This is a genomic window from Dermatophilus congolensis, assembly GCF_900447215.1.
Lineage (GTDB): Bacteria > Actinomycetota > Actinomycetes > Actinomycetales > Dermatophilaceae > Dermatophilus > Dermatophilus congolensis_A.
In genome coordinates this window covers 2048206-2074610 of record NZ_UFYA01000001.1, presented here as the reverse complement: position 1 = coordinate 2074610, position 26405 = coordinate 2048206, and the positions used below count along the sequence as shown (strand labels likewise).

Annotated in this window: 24 protein-coding genes and 1 tRNA gene; 15 read left to right on the top strand and 10 right to left on the bottom strand. The window is 61.5% G+C overall.

The genetic code is table 11. The features are described 5' to 3' along the window. Positions 1-2: 2 nt before the first annotated feature. Together nrfD and DXZ77_RS09100 are read left to right on the top strand one after the other, a co-directional pair. Complete coding sequence (gene nrfD, locus DXZ77_RS09105) at positions 3-1190, top strand: NrfD/PsrC family molybdoenzyme membrane anchor subunit (RefSeq protein WP_115031579.1); 1188 nt, start codon at positions 3-5, stop codon at positions 1188-1190. Positions 1191-1328: 138 nt separating this feature from the next. Further along, positions 1329-2090 (top strand): DsbA family protein, encoded by a 762-nt coding sequence (locus DXZ77_RS09100; RefSeq protein ID WP_115031578.1) that lies wholly within the window; start codon positions 1329-1331, stop codon positions 2088-2090. Positions 2091-2129: 39 nt separating this feature from the next. Here the strand turns inward: DXZ77_RS09100 and DXZ77_RS09095 are convergent, their stop codons facing one another. Both DXZ77_RS09095 and selD read right to left on the bottom strand, forming a co-directional pair. Further along, positions 2130-2540 carry a hypothetical protein gene (locus DXZ77_RS09095; RefSeq protein ID WP_115031576.1) on the bottom strand — a complete coding sequence of 137 codons (411 nt, stop codon included), beginning with the start codon at positions 2538-2540 and terminating at the stop codon, positions 2130-2132. 99 nt (positions 2541-2639) lie between these two features. After that, positions 2640-3632 (bottom strand): selenide, water dikinase SelD, encoded by a 993-nt coding sequence (gene selD / locus DXZ77_RS09090; RefSeq protein ID WP_115031574.1) that lies wholly within the window; start codon positions 3630-3632, stop codon positions 2640-2642. Between the two features lie 187 nt (positions 3633-3819). Here selD and DXZ77_RS09085 point away from each other — a divergent pair, with 187 nt between their 5' ends. The 3 genes from DXZ77_RS09085 to DXZ77_RS09075 all read left to right on the top strand — a co-directional run bounded on the left by DXZ77_RS09085 (position 3820) and on the right by DXZ77_RS09075 (position 8651). Further along, entirely contained in the window at positions 3820-5361 is a 1542-nt protein-coding gene (locus tag DXZ77_RS09085) for an ATP-dependent DNA ligase (RefSeq protein WP_115032830.1), read from the top strand. A gap of 125 nt (positions 5362-5486) precedes the next feature. Continuing rightward, positions 5487-6689, top strand: a complete 1203-nt coding sequence (locus tag DXZ77_RS09080; protein WP_181816092.1) for an NnrS family protein — start codon at positions 5487-5489, stop codon at positions 6687-6689. Positions 6690-6887: 198 nt separating this feature from the next. Next, positions 6888-8651: an ABC transporter ATP-binding protein gene (locus DXZ77_RS09075; protein WP_306747079.1), complete on the top strand. Its 1764-nt coding sequence runs from the start codon at positions 6888-6890 to the stop codon at positions 8649-8651. A gap of 21 nt (positions 8652-8672) precedes the next feature. On the opposite strand, the gene DXZ77_RS09070 is transcribed toward DXZ77_RS09075, so the two are convergent. From DXZ77_RS09070 to DXZ77_RS09050, 5 genes are all read right to left on the bottom strand, one after another. Further along, a complete protein-coding gene (locus DXZ77_RS09070) occupies positions 8673-9278 on the bottom strand; it encodes a response regulator transcription factor (protein WP_115031568.1) in 606 nt (201 codons plus the stop codon). Positions 9279-9387: 109 nt separating this feature from the next. After that, entirely contained in the window at positions 9388-10758 is a 1371-nt protein-coding gene (locus DXZ77_RS09065) for a sensor histidine kinase (RefSeq protein WP_115031563.1), read from the bottom strand. Between the two features lie 15 nt (positions 10759-10773). Continuing rightward, the gene (locus DXZ77_RS09060; RefSeq protein WP_115031561.1) at positions 10774-11622 is read right to left on the bottom strand and encodes an ABC transporter permease; all 849 of its coding nucleotides are present in this window, start codon (positions 11620-11622) and stop codon (positions 10774-10776) included. Between the two features lie 154 nt (positions 11623-11776). Beyond that, complete coding sequence (locus tag DXZ77_RS09055; RefSeq protein ID WP_115031559.1) at positions 11777-12703, bottom strand: ABC transporter ATP-binding protein; 927 nt, start codon at positions 12701-12703, stop codon at positions 11777-11779. Positions 12704-12834: 131 nt separating this feature from the next. Further along, the gene (locus DXZ77_RS09050; RefSeq protein ID WP_115031557.1) at positions 12835-13482 is read right to left on the bottom strand and encodes a VOC family protein; all 648 of its coding nucleotides are present in this window, start codon (positions 13480-13482) and stop codon (positions 12835-12837) included. A gap of 130 nt (positions 13483-13612) precedes the next feature. Between DXZ77_RS09050 and DXZ77_RS09045 the strand changes: the two genes are divergently transcribed. Beyond that, the gene (locus DXZ77_RS09045) at positions 13613-14563 is read left to right on the top strand and encodes a pseudouridine synthase (RefSeq protein WP_115032828.1); all 951 of its coding nucleotides are present in this window, start codon (positions 13613-13615) and stop codon (positions 14561-14563) included. Positions 14564-14643: 80 nt separating this feature from the next. Here DXZ77_RS09045 and DXZ77_RS09040 read toward each other — a convergent pair whose 3' ends face one another. Beyond that, on the bottom strand, positions 14644-16305 hold the full coding sequence (locus tag DXZ77_RS09040) for a methyl-accepting chemotaxis protein (RefSeq protein WP_115031555.1): 1662 nt from the start codon (positions 16303-16305) through the stop codon (positions 14644-14646). Between the two features lie 205 nt (positions 16306-16510). Between DXZ77_RS09040 and DXZ77_RS09035 the strand changes: the two genes are divergently transcribed. The 5 genes from DXZ77_RS09035 to serS all read left to right on the top strand — a co-directional run bounded on the left by DXZ77_RS09035 (position 16511) and on the right by serS (position 22054). Next, a tRNA-Sec gene (locus DXZ77_RS09035) sits at positions 16511-16606 on the top strand. A 25-nt stretch (positions 16607-16631) separates the two neighbouring features. Beyond that, positions 16632-17984 carry an L-seryl-tRNA(Sec) selenium transferase gene (gene selA / locus DXZ77_RS09030; RefSeq protein WP_115031553.1) on the top strand — a complete coding sequence of 451 codons (1353 nt, stop codon included), beginning with the start codon at positions 16632-16634 and terminating at the stop codon, positions 17982-17984. Then, positions 17975-19786, top strand: coding sequence for a selenocysteine-specific translation elongation factor (gene selB, locus DXZ77_RS09025; protein WP_115031551.1), 1812 nt, complete (start codon positions 17975-17977; stop codon positions 19784-19786). The genes selA and selB overlap by 10 nt, the downstream gene beginning before the upstream one ends. Then, positions 19783-20625: a formate dehydrogenase accessory sulfurtransferase FdhD gene (gene fdhD, locus DXZ77_RS09020; RefSeq protein WP_115031549.1), complete on the top strand. Its 843-nt coding sequence runs from the start codon at positions 19783-19785 to the stop codon at positions 20623-20625. The genes selB and fdhD overlap by 4 nt, the downstream gene beginning before the upstream one ends. 106 nt (positions 20626-20731) lie before the next feature. Continuing rightward, on the top strand, positions 20732-22054 hold the full coding sequence (gene serS / locus DXZ77_RS09015) for a serine--tRNA ligase (RefSeq protein ID WP_115031547.1): 1323 nt from the start codon (positions 20732-20734) through the stop codon (positions 22052-22054). A 103-nt stretch (positions 22055-22157) separates the two neighbouring features. Here the strand turns inward: serS and DXZ77_RS09010 are convergent, their stop codons facing one another. After that, positions 22158-22466: an AzlD domain-containing protein gene (locus DXZ77_RS09010; protein WP_115031545.1), complete on the bottom strand. Its 309-nt coding sequence runs from the start codon at positions 22464-22466 to the stop codon at positions 22158-22160. Continuing rightward, positions 22463-23221, bottom strand: a complete 759-nt coding sequence (locus DXZ77_RS09005) for an AzlC family ABC transporter permease (protein ID WP_115031543.1) — start codon at positions 23219-23221, stop codon at positions 22463-22465. The genes DXZ77_RS09010 and DXZ77_RS09005 overlap by 4 nt, the downstream gene beginning before the upstream one ends. A 194-nt stretch (positions 23222-23415) precedes the next feature. On the opposite strand from DXZ77_RS09005, the gene DXZ77_RS09000 reads away from it, so the two are divergent. From DXZ77_RS09000 to DXZ77_RS08985, 4 genes are all read left to right on the top strand, one after another. Beyond that, positions 23416-23880, top strand: a complete 465-nt coding sequence (locus tag DXZ77_RS09000; RefSeq protein WP_115031541.1) for an NUDIX hydrolase — start codon at positions 23416-23418, stop codon at positions 23878-23880. A 222-nt stretch (positions 23881-24102) separates the two neighbouring features. Then, the gene (locus DXZ77_RS08995) at positions 24103-24963 is read left to right on the top strand and encodes a Cof-type HAD-IIB family hydrolase (protein ID WP_258553243.1); all 861 of its coding nucleotides are present in this window, start codon (positions 24103-24105) and stop codon (positions 24961-24963) included. Between the two features lie 266 nt (positions 24964-25229). Further along, complete coding sequence (locus tag DXZ77_RS08990) at positions 25230-25481, top strand: hypothetical protein (protein ID WP_115031537.1); 252 nt, start codon at positions 25230-25232, stop codon at positions 25479-25481. 59 nt (positions 25482-25540) lie between these two features. Beyond that, positions 25541-26347: a TrmH family RNA methyltransferase gene (locus DXZ77_RS08985; RefSeq protein ID WP_115031535.1), complete on the top strand. Its 807-nt coding sequence runs from the start codon at positions 25541-25543 to the stop codon at positions 26345-26347. The last annotated feature ends 58 nt before the right edge of the window (positions 26348-26405 follow it).

The window sequence follows — 26405 nt, the reverse complement described above, 5'->3', positions numbered from 1 at the left end:
ACGTGACAACAAACCCCTTCGACGAAGTACGCCCACCCACCCCGCAGCATCGAGGCGGCCGCCGGAAAAAACGTCGTGGAGCAGACCCCAACGCCACAGTCCCCGAAGCTCAATTCGGTAGCTATTACGGCCGCAACATCGTCAAACCACCGCCGTGGAAAAAAGAAATCCCCGCCTACCTCTTCCTCGGTGGCCTAGCTGGTGCCTCTGGTCTGATCGGAGCTGGCGCCCACCTGACTGGCCGTTTCGAGCTGCGTCGCAACGCACGCCTGGCAGCGATCGCTGCTGCGGCTGCAGGCGGGGCAGCGCTCGTGGTTGACCTGGGACGCCCCGAACGGTTCCTCAACATGATGCGCACCGTGAAACTGACCTCGCCGATGAGCGTCGGATCATGGATTCTGGTCGGATTTTCCACGTTCGCCGGTGGTGCTGTGATGACCGAGCTTGGTAGGCCAGCTCTGGCCTCGAGCGAGCCCAACATGCTGAAATCGCTCGTGCAAGCGGTGAGCGGCTCAGCCCAATATGCTGCGGAACACTCCCGTGGCTTAGTTCCACCCACCGAAGCGCCGCTGGTACTGGCCAAGGCGCATGAAAAATCTGCGCTGCTCATGGTGTTGGACTTTTTCGATCCGCTGATGAGTGCCGGAACCGCGTTCTTCTCCCCGCCCCTGGCGGCCTACACAGCCGTGCTGTTGGCTGACACAGCCGTCCCCTTGTGGAACCAGGCGTACCGGGAGCTGCCCTTCCTCTTTGTTGCTTCAGCCACCGCCGCCGGGTGCGGCATGGCCATGGTGACGACCAACCCAGCGCAGACCGCGCCGGTTCGTCAGCTCGCGGCCATAGCTGCGGGCGTGGAAGCTGGTGCCGATGTGGCGATGGAACGCCGCCTCGGTGAAGAAGGACAGCCTCTCCATGAAGGCGCCAGTGGCCGGTTGCACACAGCAGCACGGGTTCTCACTGTTGCTGGCGGGATCGGCGCGGTGCTGTGTGGGCGAGGCAGGCTAGGTGCTGCAGTCTCGGGGCTGGCGTTGATGGCAGGTTCGGCATGTACACGTTTCGCAGTGGTCTCAGCAGGGATCACCTCTGCGCAAGACCCCATCTACACGGTGCGCCCGCAACGTCGCCGTGCCGCTGCTAGACAAACCGAAGGAATGGGTGTCACCCAGCCAGGGCAAGACATCGCCATCTAAATTTCAGGCAACAGAACCGAAATATTTTCGCCCTCGGCATGACCTGACTGCGTGTTCATGCACGGTGAAACACCTCGGAACCACTCTGCAATAGAGTTCGTTTGACGGGCAGCTCTGCTCGCGGCGAAAGGACACGGCATGACGAAAGCGGACCGAGCGGCCAAAATTGCGGCAGCAGCACCTAAACGACGCGGCCCCGGGCCAGCGGTTATTGTCGCGTTGCTTGTTGTCGCGGCACTGATTGTGGTGGGTGTGTGGCAGGTAAGTAGTGGTTCGCAAGGCTCGCAGTCCACAGTGAACAGCGCAGGTGTGCCTAAAGGCGGTGACGCTAATGGCGGACTCAACGCGTTCCCCGGCGTGAAACTTGCCGACGGCGCACCGAAAGTTGAAGTATTCACCGATTTCCAATGCCCCTTCTGTGGGCATCTAGCGAAATTTAATGGCGAAGCAATGAACAAGCTCGCCAAAGAAGGAAAAATCCAGCTCGTCGAACACCACATGAAATTCCTCGACGAAAACATGCGTCGAGGTGAAAAAGGCCCATCCCACGCCGCCGCGAACGCCGCCTACTGCGCAGCAGATGAAGGCGTGTACCCGCAGGTTGCACACGGTATTTTCGTGAATCAGCCCGAGGTAGAAGGGCAAGGATTCCCCGACGACCTGTTCACCAAGTTGGCTCAAGGTGCGGGTGTCAAAGGTGAAGCCCTTGACCGGTTCGAAAAATGCGTCTCCAAGAAAAAATACGTCGACTACGTCAAAAAGAGTGACGAAATGAGCGCGAGAATGCAGGTGACAAGCACACCTGCGGTGCGTATCAACGGTAAAGATATCGCTAAAGAAGACATGTCTCAGCTGGTTTCTGCAGCGAACACCTTCGAAACGGTGCTGGCTAAATACTGACCGGTATTTCTTTCACATATAGCCACAGCGAAAGAAAACTTAGCAGCCCACGATTTCGCAGACTTTGCCAATGACAGGGATGTCACTGGGGTCAACGTCGGGAATCGTGGGCAAGTCAGTGGCTCGGGGAACTGAATCACCAAGTTTCCCGAGACGGTCACCAAGATTTTTCTGGGTGTCTTGGAGATTTTTGGTGACATTGCTGATTCCGGTCAACGTCGCCGAAACCTGTTGAGCCAGAGTTAAAACAGTGACGGCAACAAAACCGATAATCGCCAGCGTGACCACGTGCAGCAGCAAACTGACCACGAGAAGAACCCGGACAAAACGATCTTTGCCTGTAGTGCGGTACACGTAAGGGGTAGGCGGTGAAGCATCCGTAGCGACTGGTTGCGTTGGCAGCGGGCCGGTTTCCCAGTCGGCGTTGCCGTGATAGTTGCGGTTGTTCATAGAGAAGACTTCCTGCCATGCTGAGCCTGTGCTATGGCACGATACGTAACCGCACAGGGCCCAGTCCGATGGCATGGGTGGATGTTGCACACGAAGTCACTAAGTGTGAATGGTGCTACTAGTGCGGGGGATGAATTCACCGATGACGGTGGCGCCAGGTATCTCTCCAGCTAAAAGCAGCCCGCCAGATGTTTGGGCGTCCGCCAACAGCAGCAGTTCTTCTTCAGGTAAACCGGTGCGCAGGTGCGGGCGAACCCAGTCCAGATTGCGACGACTGCCACCGGGAATAAACCCATCAGCCAAAGACTGACGGGCACCCTCGAGGTAAGGGACCGCGCTGGGGTCGATCCGGGCAGAAACGCCAGAGGCGCGAGCCATTTTGTGCAGATGCCCCAGCAACCCGAACCCGGTGATGTCAGTCGCTGCGGTGATTCCAGCGGTGAGAGCTGCCCTGGATGCTGCGTCGTTGAGCTGCACCATGGTGTTGATGGCGTGAGGAAACACCTCCCCGGTGGTTTTGTGACGGTTATTGAGGATGCCAACCCCAAGGGGTTTGGTGATCGAGATGGGAAGGCCTGCTTTGGCGGCATCGTTGCGCAGGAGTTGGTTGCTGTCCCCGATACCAGTGACAGCCAGCCCGTAGATAGGTTCGGGGTTATCGATGGAGTGGCCACCAGCTAGGGGAGTGCCGGCGCGGTTGCACACCGCAAAGCCTCCGCGGAGCACTTCAGTAGCAATATCGGTAGGAAGAATGTCGCGCGGCCAGCCAAGCAGGTTGATAGCCAGGATTGGGGTGCCCCCCATGGCGTAGATATCAGACAGAGCATTGGCTGCGGCGATGCGGCCCCAGTCGTAAGGGTCATCGACGACGGGGGTGAAAAAGTCAGTAGTGGAGATCGCGACAGTAGGGCTAGAGGGGTCGATCAGGACGGCGGCGGCGTCATCACCGTGGTCCAGGCCCACGACCAGAGCTGGGTCGGTTTTTCCGGTGAGCCCAGCAACCATGGTTTCGAGTTCGTTGGGTGGGATTTTGCATGCGCAGCCGCCGCCGTGAGCGTATTGGGTCAGGCGTGCAGGTGTGGTTGGGTTCACGTGCTCACTGTAGGAGCTGGATCAGAGCGATTGGCATGGTTTTTGGGAAAGGGAACGAGGTAGATCCACGGTCATCCCCACCTACCTGACCGCCAGCAGATATGTTCGGGAATCCTTGAACGGCAACATAACTCGATGAATCTAAGAGTGTCAGGTATTGGTGATGGCCGCTGCCATGCTGAAAGGCATGAAGTTCTCCCAGGTCGTGGCCACCTCCCAGCAGATATCTGCCACCCGGTCACGCACCGCCAAAGTCGAAGCGGTTGCTCACGCCCTGCACCTAGCCAAGCCAGGAGAGGCACGGCTCGTGGCGCATTACCTGTCAGGGTCGTTACCGCAGCGCCGCACCGGAGTGGGGGCTCGATCGCTGAGTAACCTGCCCGCCCCCGCAGCCACAGACACACTGCAAGTGGCCGATGTTGACGCGATCATCGCCGACATTGCTGCCCTCAGCGGGTCCGGGTCAGGCGCACGCCGTAAAGAAATGCTGACCGACCTGTTCGCACGCGCCACAGCTGACGAGCAACGCCTGCTGCGTGGCTTATTCACCGGTCAGGTACGGCACGGAGCGCTGGACGGGGTCCTGCAAACAGCTATCGCTGCCGCCGCGGACGTGCCGGTGGATGCGGTGCGTCGTGCCGTGATGCTCGCAGGGTCTTCAGCAGCGGTGGTCGAAGACGCCCTCGTTGGTGGGGTGCAGGCATTAGAACGTGTCGGCCTGGTTGTGGGGCGCCCACTGATGCCGATGCTCGCAGCTTCAGCCCCAGACGTTGCTGAAGCTGTGCAGCAAGCAGGCGAGGGAAAACAGGTCACGGTAGAACGCAAACTTGATGGAATCCGGCTACAGGCACAGAAAAACCGTGACGAGGTGCGGTTGTTCACGCGATCCCTCGACGACATCACGGACCGGCTACCGGAGGTCGTTGAGGTGATCGCTGCGATCCCAGCCCAGCAGGCAGTATTCGACGCCGAAGCTATCGCGCTGCGCCCTGACGGGCGACCACACCCGTTTCAGGTCACCGCTGCCCGCACCGCCAGCCGTAACGACCCCGCAACGCTGGCAGCCAATACACCCGTGTCGACGTTCGTGTTCGATGTACTGCACCGCGACGGGCACGACCTGCTCGACCTCCCCGCCAAAGAACGTATCGAGCAACTCACCGCACTCGTCGATGAGGCACACCTGGTTCCGCGTGTGATCACCGACCACGCCGAAAAGGCCGCAGAGTTCTTCGCTGCGCAGATCGAGGCCGGACACGAAGGCGTAGTGGTGAAAAATCTAGAAGCCCCGTATGCAGCCGGACGCCGCGGCGCAGGCTGGATCAAAGTCAAACCCCGGCACACCCTCGAACTTGTTGTTCTTGCTGTGGAGTGGGGCAGCGGACGTCGCAGCGGGAAACTGTCCAATATCCACCTGGGCGCCAGTGATGGAGCTGACGGGTTTGTCATGCTCGGTAAAACATTCAAAGGCATGACAGACGAAATGCTGGACTGGCAAACCACCCGGTTCCTTGAACTGGAAACCCAGCGAGAAGGCTACGTAGTTCACCTACGCCCAGAACAAGTAGTGGAGATCGCATTTGACGGTCTCCAACAGTCAACACGCTACCCCGCAGGGCTGGCCCTACGATTCGCGCGAGTACTGCGCTACCGCCACGACAAAACCGCTGTCCACATCGACACCATCGACACCGTCCGCGCACTCGCTGGCCTCACACATGGTCAGTGACCTCACCGACACCACATCCACGACCTGACCGCACAGACACAATGGTGGGTAAAAACACACCCCACCAGCACAAACCCACAACCGGCACCCCAACGCACAAAACAAAAACTGCAACAATCACAACTGTGAACGTCACGGGCCCCGCCCCCTTGACCCCCAAACCAACCACATGGCCCAACACCGGCCCATGGGCAGCATCCAGCCGCATCCCCTATCTACTGCTATGCCTGTGGGCAGCAATAGTCATACCGCTATGGATACAGAACGCATCATGGCTGCCATACGGATGGCACGACCACGAAATGATCTTCGCCATGGGATCAGGAGCGCTCGCCTCCTACGTACCAACCGCCCAATCAAGCTGGACATGCCTAGCCCCTAGCCGCTGCTGGCCCGTAGCAGTACTTGCCACACTATGGGTCATCGCGCGAGCAGTGATGCTCGCGCCCCCAGGAACACTGCCGCGTCTGCTCTACGCTGTGTTTTTGGCCGCGCCCCTATGGTGGACCGTGGCTCTCGTGGTGCGCGACCTACACCGTTCACGACGCGGACCACGCCGCATCGGCCCATACCCATGCGCAGTCTTGGGTTTTTGCGCTGCTGCCGGAGCAGTCAGCGGATGGTTCGGATCAGCCATCATGACCGGCGAAAAACCTGGAATCATGCCCGAAATCGCCGTGAGCATGTTCGCGCTGCTCCTGACCGGAGTAGGCGGGCGCATGGTTCCCGCATTCCTCAACTCCGCAGGCCAACGCCTCGGATTACCAAGCACACCACTACCAGCATGGGCCAGGCTGCCGATCCTCATACCGTTAGGGATAGCTGTCCTGATCACTGGTACCGCTCTTTCAGCAGCCTTGACGTGCCTGGCAGGAGTGATACTGGCAGCACACATGACAACCTGGCGCCTGCAATACGCCCGCTACGACTGCCTGGCCGCGCTCACCCTCATCGCCTACGCCTGGCTACCCATCGGCCTCATCCTGTGGGGATGGACACGACTACCAACCAACTGGCCACTCCCACCACCACCGGTATGGTCCATCACCGCCTCCCACACCCTAACCATGGGGGCCCTGACCGGACTGATCGTCACCGTCATGGCTCGCACTTCAGCCCGCCGGGGTGACCGCCGCCTACACCCCCGCGCCGCATCCGTGATCGGATTCGCCATCCTCATGGCCGCGGTGCCTGTCCGTCTCGCCGGATTTACTCCCACCTCCGGGATGATCTGGTCCTTTGGGTGGGCAGTTGTGCTCCTAGGACACCTTCCTCACCTCATCGGCCCCCTCCAACGCCCTGTGTTCAGCGCTCGCCGCACCCTGTAACGAATCTATTGGCGTTTGGGAGTTCAGTGGCATGCTCCCAGACTTTCCGTATAGTTCGTGTGCCTCGCCCCTTTTTACGTTATGGGGCACCAATCAATCCCCCTTTTTTTCTGTCTGGTGAGGATATTCATGCCTGCTGCTCGGCCCACAGAACCAGTACCTACCCCGACAGGAACCTTCGCGTCACTGCGAGCGATCGTGCGGTTCACATCGTCACTGCGGCGGTACTACGTCGTCGTTGTTGTAACAGCATTGCTGACCGCGGCAGCTGGGATCGCCACACCATTCCTCGTGGGGCGCGCCACGGACGTCATCGTTAACGCAGTCAAAGACAGTTCAGGTAACGAAGTCATGCCGACCGTCGGGTGGCTCGTAGCCGGGATCCTAGGCACGCAACTAATCGCCACCGTCGCCTCAAACATCGGCGGCTACTCCGGTGACCTGCTATCAAACTCGATCCGTGCACTCATGTCGACGCGGTACCTTGACAAGCTGCTGCGGCTTCCCCAGTCGTGGTTTGACTCGGAGATGACCGGAACCATCGTCTCGCGCCTGAACCGCTCCATCACCGAGATCTCCAACTTCATGAAAGCAATGGCCAACACGTTCTTCGCGATGCTGCTGCAAACCGCGGCAGTGTTCGTGATCAGCGCGATCTACTACTGGCCCCTGGCCGTGCTGCTGGCGATCGTGTTCCCGGTGTATGTATGGCTGACCGGATTAACGTCCAAAAAATGGCAGAAACTTGAAGGCGAGAAAAATACACACGTCGATATTGCCGGTGGCCGGTTCGCCGAAGTTATCGGACAAATCCGGGTAGTGCGCTCCTTCGTGCGGGAAAAACACGAGCTAGACACCTTCACCGGGCACTTCGACGCCACACACGCCACCACGCAGGCACAGTCCAAACACTGGCACTGCATGGACCTGCTCCGCCGCGCAGTACTGAACCTGGTGTTCTCCCTCATGTACCTGCTGATTTTTTGGCGCACCCTGCAAGGTCATTTCACCGTCGGTGACATGGTGCTGCTCATCCAACTGATCACGATGGCCCGCACACCGGTAGAAATGTTGAGCTGGGTTCTGGACACCGCCCAGCGCGCTGTCGCTGGCTCCGAGGACTACTTCCGGGTGATGAACTCCACTGAAGTATCCTCTCCCGCGGCTCTCCCAGTGGTGCCTGAACGCTCTAGCGATGCGCCGGTTTTGGAGTTCGACCACGTGCACTTCGGGTACGGCGATGGCCCTGATGTACTCACCGACGTCACATTCGACATCAAACCAGGAGAGAAAGTCGCACTCGTCAGCGAATCCGGTGGTGGTAAAACAACACTGGTCAACCTGCTGCTTGGGCTTTATCCACTACGTTCAGGGCACATCCGACTGCAAGGCATTGACATCGCCTCTATGCCGCACGACGAACTACGCAAACGCATATCGATCGTGTTCCAAGACCCATCGTTGTTCTCAGACACTGTCGGTGAAAATATTCGCTACGGCCTACCCAACGCCAGCCACACCGACCTGGCCCAGGCCACGGCTCGCGCTAACGCTGCCGAGTTTGTAGAAAAACTTGACGGAAAATTCGACGCAATGATCGGCGAACGAGGCCTGAAACTTTCTGGTGGGCAGAAACAACGCATCGCGGTAGCGCGAGCCATGCTCAAAGAAGCCTCGGTGCTTGTGTTGGACGAGGCCACCAGCGCCTTGGATACCCGCTCTGAGCGGGCTGTTCAGGCTGGATTGGAAGAGCTGATGGCTGGGCGAACCTCTTTGGTGATCGCGCACCGTCTTTCAACGATCGCGGGGGTGGACCGCATCGTCACTCTCAAATCGGGGCACGTTGACGAGATCGGCACCCCCACAGAGCTCGCGCAAACCGGCGGTGTTTACGGTGAGCTCCTCGCCCTGCAACGCCGCGGCGAAGACTCCTACCTCAACGCCTATCAAACCGCTCAGTGACCCATCCTTCGCTTGAGCGGGTCAGATCCAACCTCGCTCTTGGGCGAGGTGGACGGCTTCGTGCCGATTCGCGGCGCCAGTTTTTGCCACAGCTGCCGACAGGTAGTTCCGCACGGTGCCGGGTGACAGGTGGGCACGGGCAGCGATCTCGTCCACAGGAGCGCCCTGAGCAGCGAGTTCGAGAACATCGGCCTCGCGCGGTGAGAGGGGGTTAGCGCCAGCAGCAATGGCATCCGCGGCGAGTTCTGGATCAACGTAGCGCCCGCCGCGGTGGACAGCGCGGATGGCCTCAGCCAGCACATTCGCCGACGCGGTCTTGGGTAGAAACCCCCGTACGCCCAACTCCAACGCCCGCTTGAGGTATCCCGGGCGGCCGTGGCTGGTGACGATGAGACACGCCACCGGACGATCCCCACCGAGCAGCGACTCTGCAACCGCGATACCGTCCGCGCCCGGCATCTGAAGGTCCAGCACAGCGACATCGACTTCGTGACTGCAAGCCATGGCGATCGCCTCTGGCCCCGAGGCCGCCTGCGCCACCACCACCAAATCCTCTTGCAGGCCGAGAAGTGTCGCCAACGCGTCGCGGAACATGTTCTCGTCATCGGCCAACAACAACCGGATCATTCCGACCTCCCCAGCCCGAACCACTCACACGATCGTGGCCCCTCTTTCTCGACATCTGAGCAGCAGCATCCAGGATCATCTCGCATTTGACGCGTCGGTTTCCGCCTGCTCATGGCGACATCGCCGGTGACGAAGTCGCCGCTCCGAGCATCTGGGGGATACGGGCGGTGAGATGAAACGCTCCGGCCTGTGCCTCCACGTGGAGGGCCCCGCCGACGGCCTCGACCCGTTCACGCAATCCGAGGAGTCCAGCTCCGGTGCCATTGCTCGTGACACCGCAGACGTTATTTTCGATAGCGACGCCGCAGCCGTGTTCGTCGGTGAAGAGGTTGATGCGCACCGACCCACCACGACCGTGTCGGAGGACGTTGGTCAGACCCTCCCGAACCACCCACGCGAGGGCTTCGGCTGCCTCCGGTGAGAGATGCGCCGTGATCTCCTCGACCGCACCTGACACGATCGGTGTCAGCCCTGCAGCCCGCAATATGCTTCTAGCGCCGGCGAGTTCGTTTTCGAGGTCGATCCGGCGATACCCCCGTACCAGGCCACGGACCTCGGCGAGAGCGGTTTGCGCGATCTTGCGGACGGCCTCCATTTCGGCCACGGCGCGCTCGTCGCCGCGGCGTGCGAGTTCTGCCGCCAGTTCACTCTTGATGGTCACCGTTGACAGGGTCCGCCCGAACACATCGTGCAAGTCACGCGAGAATCGCAGGCGCTCCTGCGCGACGGCTAAGTCAGCTGCCACCTGCCGCGACCGCCACAGACGCCGCACCACGTCGATCATCCACCGCGTCGACATGGCCATGGGGATGCTGCTGACACAGAGCCACATCGTCATTATCAGCATCGCCACAGTCCCCGCCACGCCCAACTGCGGCGGCCCGAGCGTGTACACCGCGCCGAGTACCCCCATCCCCGCGACGGCCACTACCGCGGCCCGCCCCCACGAGATGAGCACCACCAACACGCCGACATTCGCGGCCAACCCCAACGGCCCCAACGCGATGAGCGCCCCCGCGCCCTCACTGTAGATGACACTGCGTGGCGCCAGCGCGGCCGCTCCCACCGTCACCAGTAGCGACGTCACTACCCACACCGATAGGAGTGGCCTGCGCACCGACCGTTCCCGACAGGCCCGGTCGAGCACCCATGACGAGGAGACACCCCACGCGGCCACCACTGCCAGGGCAATATTGCCCAGCAGCGGCCCTGGGGCACCGCTCATCTCAACGACCGCCATCCGCATCTTGGTGGTCATGGGCACGGCACAAACGAAGAGCATGAAATGTAGCGACCAACGGCAGAGCGCCTCGAAACGGTGCAGGTCACGTTCGCTGCGGGGACCGACAAGGTCCGCCTCCGGCCGCGTCGCGCCTGCCTCGCCTCCAGCTTGGGTTGTCTCGCCCGCCCCGGCCGCTCGCACCCTTGCATCGGAGGGTCGGGCGGCCGGGGGGTTGTCGCTGCTCATGGAATCGATCATGCCTGGTGGGTGCGGTTAGCGGCGCGGCTGCCACCGCAAATAGCGCCGTGCTGCCCACCCGGAGAGCACAACCCACCCCAAGAGAATGAGCAACGGCTTGACCGCAGCAGCGAACGTGCCGACGAGATCGAGCTGAGCTCCGTGAGCATCAACCCCAACCATGCCCAGACGCATGAGGTCGAGCGCCGGATGCATCGGGGTCAGGCTCGCCAGTATCTGCAGTGCCTCAGGCAAAAACGTCAGCGGAAACGACATTCCGGAGAACAGTATCGCGACGAGAATCAGCGGCATTGTTGTGATCTGGGCATGCTCAACGCTGCGAGTCATCCCCGTCGAGGCAATACCTAACATCGCCCACACGAACGTGCCCAAAACAATGGCAACTGCGATCAACCCCACGTTGGCAGGTATCCCGACACCGAGGAACACACCCACACCGAGCACGCTCAGTAATGTCTGCGCCGCCGCGATCAGAGCAAACGGCAGCGCCAACCCAGCCAGGATCGTCACATCCGAGGCCTCGCCTGTCCGCAACCGCTGCAACACATAAGACTCACGCCGTGCCACCAGTGACGTCACCAGCGTGTAGTAGACGACGAATGTCAACACCATTCCCAGAAGGACCACTGGGGCCATGCGCGCCAGCCCCAGCTCCCGTGATGCTGGTAACGAAGCAAACATAAAAACCAGCAGACCAGGGGCCGCGATCGTGTTGATAAGCGCCACCTTGTTCCGCAACAGCAGCCGCCATTCCGATCCGGCTAGGGCGAGCATCTGCCGCCACGGCGAGGCCAACGTGCTTTGGCGAAAATGCTCCGAAGGCAGCGCCGAGCCACTTGAAGCCCCGCAAGTGCTGGAAGTCATGATCTTGTCTCCTGAAACGAGTCGTGAGTAAAACGAATACGGTGTTGAAACCCCAAGGTTTTGCCGTGAGATCGATGGCTGTGCCCCCGCATCGGTGTCGCAGCAGCACACCGATGCGACCTACCCAAGGCGGTGAGTGCGTGCCCGGTGGGGCCTAGGCGGCTGCCTCATGATGAGGTGAAGAGGTAGAACCAGCGATGGTGAGGAATGTTTGCTCCAGCGATGCCGCATTAGCACGCAGATCCTCCAGGACGATGTCCTCACCGGCCCACGCGAGTAGGCGGGCAAGATCAGGCTGCAGGTTGTGGGTATGCAGCACCGTGCGCGGCCCGTCCACAGACATGTGGACGCCAGCAAACTGCGGCACCGACACCGCCGGGGTGCGGAACGTGATGGTGGCGGGTTGGTCGGCGACGATCTGCGCGAGGGTGCCAGTCGTAGCGATCTGCCCGGCATGCATGATCGCGATACGGTCCGCGAGCCGCTCGGCCTCTTCTAGATAATGGGTGGTCAGCACCACCGAGGTTCCACCGTCGACGAGTCGGGCAAGAACATCCCAGGCCCGGTGGCGGCTCTCTGGGTCCAGGCCAGTAGTTGGCTCGTCTAGGAACAACAGCGGCGGGCGCCCCATAATCGCCAGCGCTAGGTCCAGACGCCGCCGTTCACCACCAGACAAGCTCTGCACTAGGACGGCACGGCGATCGAACATGTCAACCAGGGCTAGTGCCTCGTCGATGGGCCGTGGGGCTGCCATCGTCCCAGCCCACATGCGAGCGGTCTCAGCCACAGTTAAGTCACCAGAGAATCCCGCGTGCTGTAGCACGATCCCCAGATGCGGACGCAAACGTCGGCGCTCAGTGAAGGGATCAAGCCCGGCAATACGCACCGTGCCAGCAGAAGGGCGCGCCATCCCTTCAAGGAGCTCCATCGTCGAGGTTTTTCCAGCGCCGTTAGTGCCCAGAAGAGCGAAGATTTCACCCGGATCAACGTGTAGATCGATACCGCGGACGGCCTCGAAACCGTTGGTCGAATGGCCGTAACGGCGATGGAGTCCGGTGGCGGTGAGCAGCGGCGTTGTCATGCCTTCACCGTAGGCTCAGTTTCGCTGCCGCACCGATGAATCTGCGCACCGACACCTCGGAGGCTTACACCCTTTGGCCATGACATTTGTCATCTTCACTGCTAAATGCCCCGGCCTGAGGCCATCCCGAGTCAGATAGTGACTGGCCCATCCGGGGTCTGGAAAGTCACCGACATCAAGCCAGCGTTGCCGTGAGGCGCGATGAACTCAAAATCAATCACCGTGGATGTTTGATCCGCGGGCAACCCCAACCAGTCATGCACCCGCTGCGGATCCCCCGCAATCGTGAGCTTAGAGATACTCACCTTCGGGTTAGCCAAATCACGGATCGCGCCCGAAGGATGCAGCTCGGGGTTTTGGAAACAAATAAAGAACGGCAGCTGCGGGTCATTAAGCAGACCGTTGTAGCCAATCTGCGTCCAATGCAGTTCACGATCGTCAGGGAAACGACGATGCGCAGGTTCAGGGATACGTCCCAAACGCTGCGCCACAGGCAACATGTCATCAACCCGGATACCCCACCCAAGCCAGCCACCGCCACGCTCAGTGCAAGTACGCACCGCCTGCCCGTACGGCTCTTTCAACGAAGCCGGATGATCCAAGGCCTCAACCACCTGGAAAAATTGATCATTGCCCAGCGGGACAATCATGTTACGGGTCCCATAGTTGGGGTGGACACCCCCGTTAACAGCCTTAACATCCAGCTGCTCGGCCAGCCGCTCCGCCGTAGCCTGCATACCGTCATGCTCGGCCGCATAAGTCACGTGGTCCACTCGCATGCGCCCATCGTGGCACACCCTCGAAAAACCCCCGAATCCGATAGACGCCCACCCCAACACCACAGATAACCCACGCCTGCTTCAGTGCTCTCTTCTCTCGAGAAAAATCACCTGTGGAATGCTTTGCTCCATGTCTGCGCGCCGGTCACCGCTGCCGCAACGCGACGGGCTGGACCCAGTCTGGGTACGCACCCCGGCACGCGTGCGAAACGAACCACTCCCATGGGCCACAGTCGCTGAATTCCTCCGAGAACGCCTGCCAGCAGTCAACACCGATGACTGGTTAAAAAACCACCGCTTCGTCGACGAGACCGGCCACCCCCTCACCGGGAACGAACCCTGCCAACCCGCACGGTTCATCTGGTTCCACAAAGACCCGCCCCCACCCGAACGCCCCGTCCCCGGCGAGCTGACCATCCTTCACCAGGATGAACGCATCATCGTCATGGACAAACCACACTTCCTCGCCACCACCCCACGCGGCAGCCACATCCGCGAAACAGCACTCATCCGCGCCCGCCTCACCCTAGGACTGCCCCATATCGCCCCCGCACACCGACTCGACCGACTCACCGGCGGCATCCTGCTGTTCACCACCGAACCCCGCTGGCGCCGCCCCTACCAAACCCTTTTCGAAACCGGCGCCGTCACCAAAACATACGAAGCGCTCGCGGCGCCGCTTGCCGGGGCGCAGGAGTGGTTTGAGGTGCGTAGCAGAATCATCAAACCGCGCGGGTCGTGGCAAGCGATCGAGGTTGAGGGGGAGCCGAACGCGCACACGCGTGGCCGTCTGGTGCAGACATGTACCGGAGCAGATGGGCAAGTGGGGCGATATGAGCTATGTCCAGTGACAGGCAAGACTCATCAGCTACGAGTGCATATGTCTTCCCTCGGTGCCCCGTTGCTCAATGACCCGCTGTATCCCGTGGTGCAAGAAGAACTGCTCACTGAGGTGGGGGAGAGGTTCGATCGACCGTTGGGGCTGGTGGCCCGCACGCTGCGGTTTATCGACCCGGTTGATGGCACACCGCGCAGTTACACCTCCCGCATCCAGCTGCCTATGCCTTCAAGCGATCTCTGAAGTCGGCTGTTCGGTAACGCAAGGGAGCGCCGCACCCCACAACTGGGATGCGGCGCTCCCGCGCTGATGATAAGGGACCGTCAGATGTTGAAGCGGCTGACCAGCGACTGTAGATCCGAGGCGCGTTGAGAAAGCTCGCCCGCGGCTTGCACTGTGGCCTCAACAGCGTTGCTGGTGTCTGCAGCTGCTGCTGACACATCAGCCACACCACGAGAGATCTCAACAGCGCCGCCCGCGGCGTCACCGACACTGCGGCCCATTTCGTTCGTGGTGGCAGTCTGCTCCTCCACCGCTGAAGCGATCGTGGCCTGGGTGTCGTTGATCTGAGCAATGATGCTGGAGATCTCACCAATCGCAGCCACAGCAGCTTCGGTGTCGAGTTGGATGGCCTCGACACGGCGGCCGATGTCCTCGGTAGCCTTGGAAGTTTCCTGAGCCAGATCCTTGACCTCGTTAGCAACAACCGCGAAGCCTTTACCAGCCTCACCGGCACGGGCTGCCTCGATAGTGGCGTTCAAAGCCAGCAGGTTCGTTTGCTCAGCGATGCTCGTGATGGCCTTAATGACCTCACCGATCTCCATCGAGCTAGTGCCTAGCTTGGCCACCGTTGAGTTGGTGCGGTCCGCGACCTCGACTGCCTGAGCAGCGATACCAGCAGCATCGTTAGCGCTCTTAGAAATCTCACGGATCGAAGCAGTCATTTCCTCGGTACCGGCAGCGACCGTCTGCACGTTCTGTGAAACCTCGTTGGCCGACTGAGAGGCGGCATCTGCCCGGTTTGCCGATAGCTGAGCAGAACTGCCCACCTGTGTGGCTGTCGCGTTGAGCTCTTCACTGGCTGCCGCTACCGAGGAGGACGCATTCCCAACCTCACCGATAACATCCCGCATCGAAATCCGGGTGGCCTCAACAGCGCGAGCCATGTCACCGATCTCATCACTGGTGCGCGTAGTGGTCGGCACGCGCAGGTCACCGTTCTGCATCGCCGTGAGTGAGGTCAACACTTCGTGCACGGAAGACAAGATGCCCTTGCTGATCTTCATAGAGATGAGCACAACGGCAGCGATGATGATGAGAAGCGTCACCACAGCGATCAGGAGTGCGTTCGATCGAGCTGAAGTAACATCGTCCTGGGCTGCCTGGGCACGAGCTTGGGCCGCATCCTTAAGCTTGCTCGTCGCGGCACCTATTTTGTCCATAATGTCGGAAGCCTCCTCGATGGCCAGTCGGGAACCCTCAGTGCGGCCATCAACTGTGCCTCGGTTCAGCGCAGCGACGACCTTGGCATCTGTTGCCTCCCAGGTGGGAGTGAGGTTTTTCATTTCGGCGATGGCTGCTTTACCTGACTCTGTGCGGGCCCCAGCCTCCATCTGATCGAGAACCTGCTTATAGCTGTTCAACCGTTCCAAGTACGTTTTACGGGAGCCTTTGTTGTCATCGACCTTGCCCGCGCCTGGGCGTCCAGCCTCCAAAACATACCCATTTTGTTGGCCATTCAGGTCATTGATCAGACTCTCAGTCTGACCAACAAGGCGACTCGTCGCGGCACTAGAAGTAATGTCATCAGTGGCCTTGCTGACCGAGTTCAGCGCCCACACATTACTCAAACCAAGAATGAGAGCACCGATCACGCCGAGCATGCCCACCGACATGATTTTGAGCCTGATACCCAACCGCCTGCCAGGCCCCGCCGAAGCGCTGGCCTCCGTACCGCCAGCGTGAGAAGTGAACATGGACGTCATGGATCCTCCGGTCCCAAGGAACGAATTGTGTTGCCTTTACCGGATCCCCCATCGGCGCTAAAGAACCAAAACTGAATCTCTCCACCCCGGACCATGACACGAAACCTCCTCAACGGCCGCAAAACACCCCCAACCACCCCTTTGGAAGCCACCCGCACCGCCGTAATTGAGACGAGAATCACCTCCACCGCCTATGGTTGGCGATGGAGGGGGAAGAGATCCTGGTGGGCTCCCCGGTCTTCAAAACCGGTGAGGCCGAGCATCTCGGCCTGGCGGGTTCGATTCCCGTCCCCCTCCGCCACACTTTTCACCGACGAGGAGACCCCGTGAGCGACCCCCGGCGCCGCATCCCCAGCACCGACGCCGCCCTGGCCGCACCAGAACTCGCCGACGCTCTCACCACCCATGGGCGCGCCCACGTCAAAGCCGCCATCCAACGCGCCCAACGCGCAGCCCGTGCCGGCCACATACACCCTGAAGACGTCATCACCACCGCAGCCAACAACCTCACCCCCCTGTGCTCCTTCACCCCTGTCCTCAACGCCACCGGCATCGTCATCCACACCAACCTCGGCCGTGCCCCCCTCTCCACAGCTGCCCGCCACGCCCTCACCACCGCCGCCGGCACCATCGACCTCGAACTATCCCTCCACACCGGACGCCGATCCCGCCGCGGCACCGCAGCCGAAAACGCCGTCCTAGACTCCCTCGACCCCGACATCCGCCCCGGCCTATCCGCCCTGCTCCTCAACAACGGCGCCGCCGCGCTCTGCCTAGCCACCACCGCCTGCACCACCCCCACCACCCCCGACATCATCATTTCCCGCGGCGAAATGGTCGAAATCGGTGCCGGATTCCGCCTCACCGACCTCATCACCACCACCGGCGCCCACCTCATCGACATCGGCACCACCAACCGCACCCACCCCCACGACTACAGCAATGCCCTCACCACCACCACCGGATGCGTCCTGAAAATCCACCCCTCCAACTTCCGCATCCACGGATTCACCAGCACCGTCGACACCGCCACCCTCGCCCACCTCCTCACCCCCCACCCCCACATCCCCCTCATCGTCGACGTCGGGTCCGGACTCCTGCGCCACGACCCAACCCTGCCCAACGAACCCGACCTGTCCACCACACTGCGCGACGGCGCCGACCTCGCCCTGGCCAGCGGCGACAAACTCCTCGGCGGCCCCCAAGCAGGCATCCTCATCGGCCGCACCGACCTCATCAACCACCTGCGCAACCACCCCCTCGCCCGCGCCTTCCGCATCGACAAACTCGCTCTCGCCGCCCTCGAAGCCACCCTGCGCGGCCCCGAACCCCCCATCACCCGCGCCCGCAAACTCACCCCCACCGACCTACACGAACGCACCACCAAACTCGCCCACGCCACCGGCAGCGACATCATCACCACCACCGGACACATCGGCGGCGGAGGAGCCCCCGAACACCCCCTACCCAGCCTCGCCGTCGCCCTACCCACCCCACCCCACCACACCCCCGACAGCCTCGCCCGCACCCTCCGCACCGGCACACCCGCCATCCTCGCCCGCATCGCCGACAACCGCGTCCTCATCGACCTGCGCTGCATCGACCCCACCGACGACACCACCCTCACCACCGCCATCACCACCGCCCTCCACGAAACGGACCCACACACATGCGGGTGATCGCCACCGCCGGACACGTCGACCACGGAAAATCCACCCTCGTCGCAGCCCTGACCGGACACGACCCCGACCGGTGGGCAGAAGAACACCGCCGCGGCCTGACCATCGACCTGGGCTACGCCTGGACCACCCTGCCCACCGGCCACACCATCAGCTTCGTCGACGTCCCCGGCCACCAACGCTTCATCGGCAACATGCTTGCCGGCATCGGTCCCGCACCCGCAGTCATGCTCGTCATCGCCGCCGACGAAGGATGGCGCGAACAAACCACCGAACACCTCGACGCCATCAACGCCCTGGGCATCACCCACGGCATCATCGTCATTACCCGCACCGACCTCACCGACCCCACCCCCACCATCACCGACACCCGCGCCCACCTCACCGACACCGGCCTAGCCAACGCCCCCATCATCACCTGCTCCGCACGCACCGGCGCCGGACTCAACCACCTGTGCACCGCCCTAGCCGCCCTCTGCGACAGCCTCCCCACCCCCACCACCGACAGCCGCATCCGCCTATGGATCGACCGCGTCTTCACCATCCGCGGCGCAGGCACCATTGCCACTGGAACCCTCGAATCCGGCACCATCACCGTCGGAGACACCCTCACCGCCCACGCCCCGACCAGCCACCACACCCACGCCACCACCACCATCCGGGGCATCCAAACCCTCGAAACCGACCGCCACACCGTCCCCGCCATCGCCCGTATCGCCCTGAACCTACGCGGCCTGAACACCACCGACCTGCACCGCGGCGACCTCCTCCTCACCCCCCACACCTGGCACCCCACCACCACCACCGACATCCGCCTCACCCCCCTGCACGACATTCCCCGCCTACCCGAATACCTCATGGCCCACATCGGAACCCACGCCGCCCAAGTCCGCATCCGACCACTGAGCACCACCACCGCCCGACTCACCTGGCCCCACCCCCTCCCACTAGCCACCGGTGACCGACTCGTCCTACGCGACCCCGGCCGCCGCGCCATCATCGCCGGCGCCACCATCCTCGACACCGACCCACCCCCACTGACCCGCCGCGGCGCCGCCCACGCCCGCGCCACCCAACTAGACCACGCAACCACCACATTCGACCTCACCACCGAAATCACCCGCCGCGGCTACCTCACCGAAACCGACGCCCGCGCACTAGGGGCCACCGACACCGACATCACCACCAGCCACCCCCACATCATCCACACCTGCGGTCTACTCATCTCCCACACTCAATGGGACACCTGGACCACCCGCCTGACCGAAACTGTCCACCACGCCATCGACACCGACCCCCTCCAAGCCCGCACCCCCGCACCCGCCGCCGCCCGCGCCGCCGGCCTACCCACCCCACACCTCATCCCACACCTCATCACCAACACCGACACCCTCGAACTCACCAACGGCTACCTCCACATCCCCGGACGCGGACCCAACCTCGGCCCCGCCGAACCCGGACTCACCCACATCGAACAGCACCTAGCCGCACACCCCTTCGCCGCACCCGAACGTGACGAACTCACCGCCAGCCACCTTGGCCCCAAACAGATCGCCGCCGCCGTGCGCCTAGGGCGCCTTATCGACCTCGGCGACAACATCGTCCTGACACCCCGAGCACCCGCCCTAGCCATGCGCGAACTCGCCACCCTCCCGCAACCCTTCACCACCAGCCAAGCCCGCCAAAAACTCGGCACCACCCGCCGCGTCATCATCCCCTTACTCGAAGAACTCGACCGCCGCGGCTGGACCCGCCGCATCGACGCCGGACACCGCGAAATTGTTCGAGGGGGAACCCGATGAACCGCATCACGCGCCGCCACCCCATCACTGCCTACGGCCCCGCCCACCCCAAAGGCATCACCCGCCGTGACACCCTCGCCGTAGAAGAACCCCTCGAAATCCGCATTAACGGCACCACATACACCCTCACTATGCGCACCCCCGGCCACGACTTCGAACTTGTCCACGGACTCCTAGCCGCCGAAGGCATCATCAGCGACCACAACGACATCGTCACCATCCGCTACTGCGCAGGGGCCATCACCGACGAAGAAACCCAAACCCCCCGCAACACCTACAACGTCGTCGACGTACGCCTTGCCCCCGGCAACGCCCTACCCGAAAACAAAATCCGCGCCTCCATCACTACCTCCGCCTGCGGAGTCTGCGGAACCGCATCCATCGAACAACTCACCACCGAACAACAATTCGACCTGCGCACCGACACCACCAATGTCCTGGCCAGCTGCATCCTGGAATTACCCAAAAAACTCCGCCAAACCCAACGCGCATTCGATGCCACAGGTGGGCTGCATGCCTCCGCCCTTTTCACCAATGAAGGAGATCTGCTCATCGCGCGTGAAGACATCGGACGCCACAACGCCACCGACAAAGTGATCGGCTGGGCCATGCAAAACGGGATCCGCCCAGCCCGTGGCCACATCCTCATGGTTTCTGGAAGAACAAGTTTCGAACTAGCACAAAAAGCCGCACTCGCCGGCATCCCCATCCTTGCGGGTGTCTCCGCGCCTTCATCCCTAGCCGTTGACGTCGCCGAAGCAACAGGTCTAACCCTCGCCGGGTTCGTACGCCAAGACCGCATGAACATCTACGCAGGCAAAGAACGCATCTTGAGCTAACCAGCCCTCAAGACCACCCACGCACGTTGAGATGGCCACATCACATGTAGGACTCGAAAACACTCCAGATCAGCTGCCACCTCAGCGTGCGCGCTAGGGTAACAGGGTGATCGACATCAAGTTCCTCCGCGAAAACCCCGACGCCGTCAAGCGGTCGCAGCACGCCCGAGGCGAGGACGAGAGCCTGGTCGATCAGGTCCTCGCCGCCGACGTGACACGCCGCGAGTCACTCCAAGCCTTCGAGCAGGCACGCGCAGAACAAAACCGTGTCAGCAAAGAACTCGGCCCCCTCATGGGCAAACTCAACAAAGCCAAAAAAGCCGGCGAAGACACCACCGAACTCCAAAACCAAGCTGACGCAGCCCGCGCCAAAGGCGCCGAAATCGCTTCACGCGTCAAGGAACTCCAAACCGCCGCCGACACTGCACAAACAACACTGGACGAAACCCTCCGCCGCGTAGGCAACGTCATCATCGACGGTGTCCCCGCCGGAGGCGAAGACGACTACACCGTCCTAGAACACCGCGGCCCACAACCACGCGACTTCGCCGCCGAAGGATTCGAACCCAAAGACCATCTTGACCTAGGCGAAAACCTCGGCGCCATCGATACCGGACGCGGCGTCAAAGTCGCCGAATCCCGGTTCTACTACCTCGTCGGACAAGGCGCCCGTCTAGAACAAGCCATGCTGAACCTGGCACTAGACAAAGCCTACGAATTCGGATTCACCCAGCTACAAGTGCCCACCCTGGTCAACCCACGCACCATGGCCGGAGCCGGATTCCTCGACGCCCACGCCGACGAGGTATACCGCCTCGCCGCCGACGACCTCTACCTCACCGGTACCTCAGAAGTTGCGCTCGCCGGATTCCATACCGACGAAGTAATCGACCTGTCCGCAGGGCCAAAGCGGTACACCGCCCAATCCACCTGCTACCGACGTGAAGCAGGAAGCTATGGCAAAGACACCCGCGGCATCCTGCGCGTGCACCAGTTCCAGAAGATCGAAATGTTCGTTTACTGCCGCCCCGAGGAAGCAGAAGCCGAACACACCCGGCTCTTGGACTGTGAAAAAGCAATGCTCGATGCGATGGGACTGCCTTACCGCGTCATCGACGTCGCCGCAGGTGACTTAGGTGGCCCCGCGGCACGCAAGTTCGACTCCGAAGCATGGGTGCCCACCCAAGGCCGGTACCGCGAGCTGACCAGCACCTCGAACTGCACCACCTACCAGGCGCGTCGCCTCAACATCCGTAGCAAAGGCGAAAACGGTAACGAAGTGGTGGCTACCCTGAACGGAACATTGGCCACTACCCGCTGGCTGGTCGCGATTCTGGAGAACCACCAGCAAGCTGATGGCTCTGTGCGAGTGCCCGAAGCGCTACGCCCCTACATGCACACCGATGTCCTCACGCCAGGACAACGCTAACCCCGAAGCTGCAACGCACAGCTAATGGAACGGGCTGGGCGTGGTTTTCGACACATGATCTGATGTGTCGAAAACCACGCCCAACCTGTTTTGTCTGCGGTTCTTATATGAGAGACATGGCTCCCTCCACAATGAGTACCGACAAAGCCGCCCCCAAAGCCACACCCATGAGACTGCGGCGCGCCAAAGCCAAAGCCACAGCGACAGCCAGAGCTGTCATCCCAGACAAGGGAGTACTGGTAGCGGTAACCACGGCAGGGATGGTCATTGCAGTGAGCACAGCTGAAGGGACGTAGTGCAAGAAGCTCAGCACCCATATGTTGGTGATTCGGCGGCGGACGGTGATGAGCGGAATGGCACGCAGAAGGTATGTCACCCCGGCCATCGCGACAACAGCTCCCAGAGGGGTCATGCGTGGATCTCCTTGATGGAGCCGGGATCAGTAGGCAGGTCAGGTTCATCAGGGTGGTCGGGGCAAGGCGCGAAAGTCGCAGCGATGGCGGAAACCACGATGGTCACGATGATGGTGCGCCACCCGGCATCCAAACCAGGAAGATAAGAAAGAGCCACGCTCAGCGCCGAAGCGCCCAGAACCACAGCAAGCATGGGGCGGGAACCATGGGTGGTAGGGATGACGATCGCGACGAACATCGCGTAGAGAAGCACACCCGCTGCTGAAGTCAACAGTGGGGGAAGGCTCGCGCCAACTAGGGACCCCACGATGGTGCCAGAGGTCCAGCCGAGAATCGGCAGCATCATCGAAGCGACATAGTCAACGAAACCTACGTGACGTCGAGCCATGCCGAGGGCGTAGATCTCGTCAGTGATTCCCCACGCCATGAGAATGCGATGTCGGATTTTCACTTCGGGGCCCAGGCGCTGGCCCAAAGAGATAGCCATGAGGACGTAGCGCAGGTTGACGAGGATGACACCAATGGCTAACTGCAGGTAGGTGCCGTTGGTTTCGAGAGTGTTCAGGCCCGCGAATTCTCCAGAGGAAGAGAGCGTGAAAGCGCTCATGAACCCCGAAAGCACGGTGTCCATGCCGACCTGGTCGGCGTAAACACCCAGGGCTAGGGATACGGTGAAGTAGCCCAGCCCGATGGGGATGGAGTCACGGATTGCGGCGGTGGCGGTATTGGCGTGGGGTAGGTGTGCTTGCGTCATGACGGTGCAACTGTACGGCCGTGTGACGGTCGGCGTCGCGGGGTAATGGGGATGTGTGTGTAATTGCCGTATAAGCGTCAGTAGTGGTGTTCGCGTATGAGTCCGGGCTCATCAGGCCGGGGGAGTGGACACCTGAATCTGCCGGAGTGCAGCGATGAAAAGCCTGCGGGCTTGCTGGTGGCAGAGTAGAAAGTATGCCGAAGCACAGCGCTGGGCTGCTGCCCTACCGTGTCGATAAGGATCAGCTGTGGGTGTTTATCGCCCATCCGGGTGGTCCTTTCTGGGCGCGTAAAGATGAAGGTGTGTGGTCCATCATCAAAGGCGAATATGACCCTGCCTGCGAGGATGCCCGCGCAGCCGCTGGACGTGAATTCACCGAAGAAACAGGGGTGCCTGCCCCCGGTAACCCAGAAACATGGATTGATCTGGGGCAAGTGCGTCAGAACCCTTCCAAAATTGTTCGCGCCTACGCTGTCCAATCGCCTTCCACATTGGCGTTTGTTGCTAGTAACACTTGCCAAACCGAACATCCGCGCGGTTCAGGACACATCATTACTGTCCCTGAGGTGGACCGCGCCGAATGGATGACATGTGAACAGGCCCGAACGCGGCTTTTAGCTGGGCAGCGAGAATTCCTCGACCGGATCCCACGCACCTAATACCCTCGCCCTGGCTGCGCTGTGCATGAGGGCGATGCGCCGTAAATTCACCACCCCGACACCCAAAAAACACGCGCTTGACGCATCCAACCTTGCGGAACCACAACCCCTTCACCCAGGGTTGAAAAAACGCAAAGAAAAGAACACATGCCCCCCGCGGCCACCACACACAAAACACAGTCACGCCGCACCAGAAGACGGGCACACGAGGGAGAAACACACGTGAACACTCACCAACCCGCCCACCATCAACCCTGCACCTTGCCCGCCCAGCTTCCCCTGCCCACAGGCAGCCACCTCATCGCCCTAGACATCGACGGCACCACCATCGGCCACGACGGAACCCTCACCAACCGCGTCCGCGAAGCCATCCAACGCAGCAACACCAACGGCCACCACATCATCATCGCCACCGGACGATCCATCCTGTCCGCAGCCCCCATCATCACCACGCTCGGCCTCGAACGCGGATACGCCGTCACCTCCAACGGAGCCGTCACCCTCCGGCTCGACCCCGACCTACCCCACGGCTGGGAAATCATCGACCAACGCACCTTCGACCCTGCCCCTATCCTGCACACCCTGCGCCGCGAATTCCCCACTGGCGCACTGGCTGTCGAACGAGTCGGAGTCGGATTCGACATTCACGGCGACTTCCCCCGCAGCGAACTCGATGGACAAATCCACACCGTTGCCTGGGAAGACCTCTCCGCCCACCCCACCACCCGCGTCACCTTCAACGATCCCGAAGCCGACGTCGAACACTTCACCGACCGGATCGGCAAAATGGGGCTCCACGGAGTCAACTACGCCATCGGATTCACCGCATGGCTCGACATCACCGCCACCGGAGTCTCCAAAGCATCCGCCCTAGAAAACATCCGCACCCACCTAGGCATCAACCCCACCCACACCCTGGCCGTTGGCGATCAACGCAACGACATTGAAATGCTCACCTGGGCAGCATGCGGAATCGCGATGGGCAACGCCCCCGACGAAGTCGCCGCAATCGCCGACTACATCACCGCACACGTCGACAACGACGGCCTCGCTGACGTACTTGACCTCCTACCCAGCGCATAAACCCACCCACATGCATACAACCAGCCCATTCATGGACGTCTGACACACAAACCGTCAACTAAACCGAAAACCCCGCCATCACAACGCTGCACATCAACAAAAACCCTCCAGGGCCGGGCGTCCAACCCACACAGCCCGCCACATTTCACCTGTCCAGCTTCATACTTCCCGCCACAACCCAGCCGATTCACCTGATGTCGCGCTCGAGGACTGAGCGGGCTGCCGCTCCCACGACAGCACACAGACAGGAAAGGACTCCAACCCCCATGACTGCAGCACACGCCGAACACCCCCTCGGCAATAACAACGCCCCCGACCTGGCCAAAAACCACCGCCTCATCGCCACATACCTTGAAAGCTGGGCCAACGCCCTCATCAACGACATCACAGACCGGCGCGAACCTCGCAGCGAAACGGACTTCATGCTCGGCTACCAACGTGCACTACGAGACCTCGCCTCCCACCTCGCCGACGGCGACGCTCTACCCGGTGGGCCACTAGCCGTACCCGTGGCCTAACACCACCACCCTCCTGCACCTACGATGGGGCAAACCCCACGTCCCCCTCGGAGAGTGCCGTGCCAGAACTAACCATCACCAGCCCCTCAAACCCTCGCCTCAAACACGTCAACGCCCTACGACGACGCCGCGAACGCGACAACAGCGGACTGACCCTCATCGACGGATTCGAAGAACTCTCCCTAGCCATCCACGCCGGCGTACACCCCCGCACCCTGTTCTGGTGCCCCGAACTCATGGCCCCTGACGCAACCAGCATCGTCTCCGACGCATGCGCAACCGGCGCAGAAACAATCCGCCTCAGCCGCAACGCATTCGAAAAAATCGCCTACCGTGAAGGCCCCGACGGAGTACTCGCCATCGTCCCTGGCCTGCACCGAAACCTCACCGACCTACACCCCACCAACACCACATTCACCCTCATCGCCCAAGCAGTCGAAAAACCCGGCAACCTCGGCGCAATGCTCCGCACCTGCGACGCAGCCGGAATAGACGCATTCATCGCCGCCGACCCCGTCACCGACTGGGGCAACCCTAACCTGATCCGCTCCTCCAAAGGCACCGTGTTCTCCGTCCCCGTGGCCGCCGACCCCACCGAAGCCACCCTCCAATGGATCACTGAGAACAACATCACCCTCATCGCCACCACCCCCGACACCGACACCCTCCACACTGACATCGACTACACCGGCCCCATCGCCATCGCCGTCGGCACCGAAAAAACCGGCCTCGACCAACGCATGCTCGCCGCCGCCACCCACCGCGTACGCATCCCCATGCACGGCCACGCCAACTCCTTAAACGTCTCCACCTCCGCCGCCATCGTCATCTACGAAGCAGTTCGCCAACGCGTCGCCACCCACTAACCACACAACGACGCGCCCACAGCACGCATATATCCGACAACAACACCCAAAACCTTCA

Coding starts and splice junctions, on each gene's coding strand:
- DXZ77_RS09040 (WP_115031555.1), bottom strand. CDS start 16,305: ATGACGTCCATGTTCACTTCTCACGCTGGCGGTACGGAGGCCAGCGCT.
- DXZ77_RS09000 (WP_115031541.1), top strand. CDS start 23,416: ATGCCGAAGCACAGCGCTGGGCTGCTGCCCTACCGTGTCGATAAGGAT.
- DXZ77_RS09070 (WP_115031568.1), bottom strand. CDS start 9,278: ATGATCCGGTTGTTGTTGGCCGATGACGAGAACATGTTCCGCGACGCG.
- DXZ77_RS09010 (WP_115031545.1), bottom strand. CDS start 22,466: ATGACCCCTCTGGGAGCTGTTGTCGCGATGGCCGGGGTGACATACCTT.
- DXZ77_RS09095 (WP_115031576.1), bottom strand. CDS start 2,540: ATGAACAACCGCAACTATCACGGCAACGCCGACTGGGAAACCGGCCCG.
- DXZ77_RS08990 (WP_115031537.1), top strand. CDS start 25,230: ATGACTGCAGCACACGCCGAACACCCCCTCGGCAATAACAACGCCCCC.
- DXZ77_RS09005 (WP_115031543.1), bottom strand. CDS start 23,221: ATGACGCAAGCACACCTACCCCACGCCAATACCGCCACCGCCGCAATC.
- DXZ77_RS09085 (WP_115032830.1), top strand. CDS start 3,820: ATGAAGTTCTCCCAGGTCGTGGCCACCTCCCAGCAGATATCTGCCACC.
- DXZ77_RS09055 (WP_115031559.1), bottom strand. CDS start 12,703: ATGACAACGCCGCTGCTCACCGCCACCGGACTCCATCGCCGTTACGGC.
- selB (WP_115031551.1), top strand. CDS start 17,975: ATGCGGGTGATCGCCACCGCCGGACACGTCGACCACGGAAAATCCACC.
- DXZ77_RS09100 (WP_115031578.1), top strand. CDS start 1,329: ATGACGAAAGCGGACCGAGCGGCCAAAATTGCGGCAGCAGCACCTAAA.
- DXZ77_RS09060 (WP_115031561.1), bottom strand. CDS start 11,622: ATGACTTCCAGCACTTGCGGGGCTTCAAGTGGCTCGGCGCTGCCTTCG.
- fdhD (WP_115031549.1), top strand. CDS start 19,783: ATGAACCGCATCACGCGCCGCCACCCCATCACTGCCTACGGCCCCGCC.
- DXZ77_RS09065 (WP_115031563.1), bottom strand. CDS start 10,758: ATGATCGATTCCATGAGCAGCGACAACCCCCCGGCCGCCCGACCCTCC.
- DXZ77_RS09045 (WP_115032828.1), top strand. CDS start 13,613: ATGTCTGCGCGCCGGTCACCGCTGCCGCAACGCGACGGGCTGGACCCA.
- DXZ77_RS09050 (WP_115031557.1), bottom strand. CDS start 13,482: ATGCGAGTGGACCACGTGACTTATGCGGCCGAGCATGACGGTATGCAG.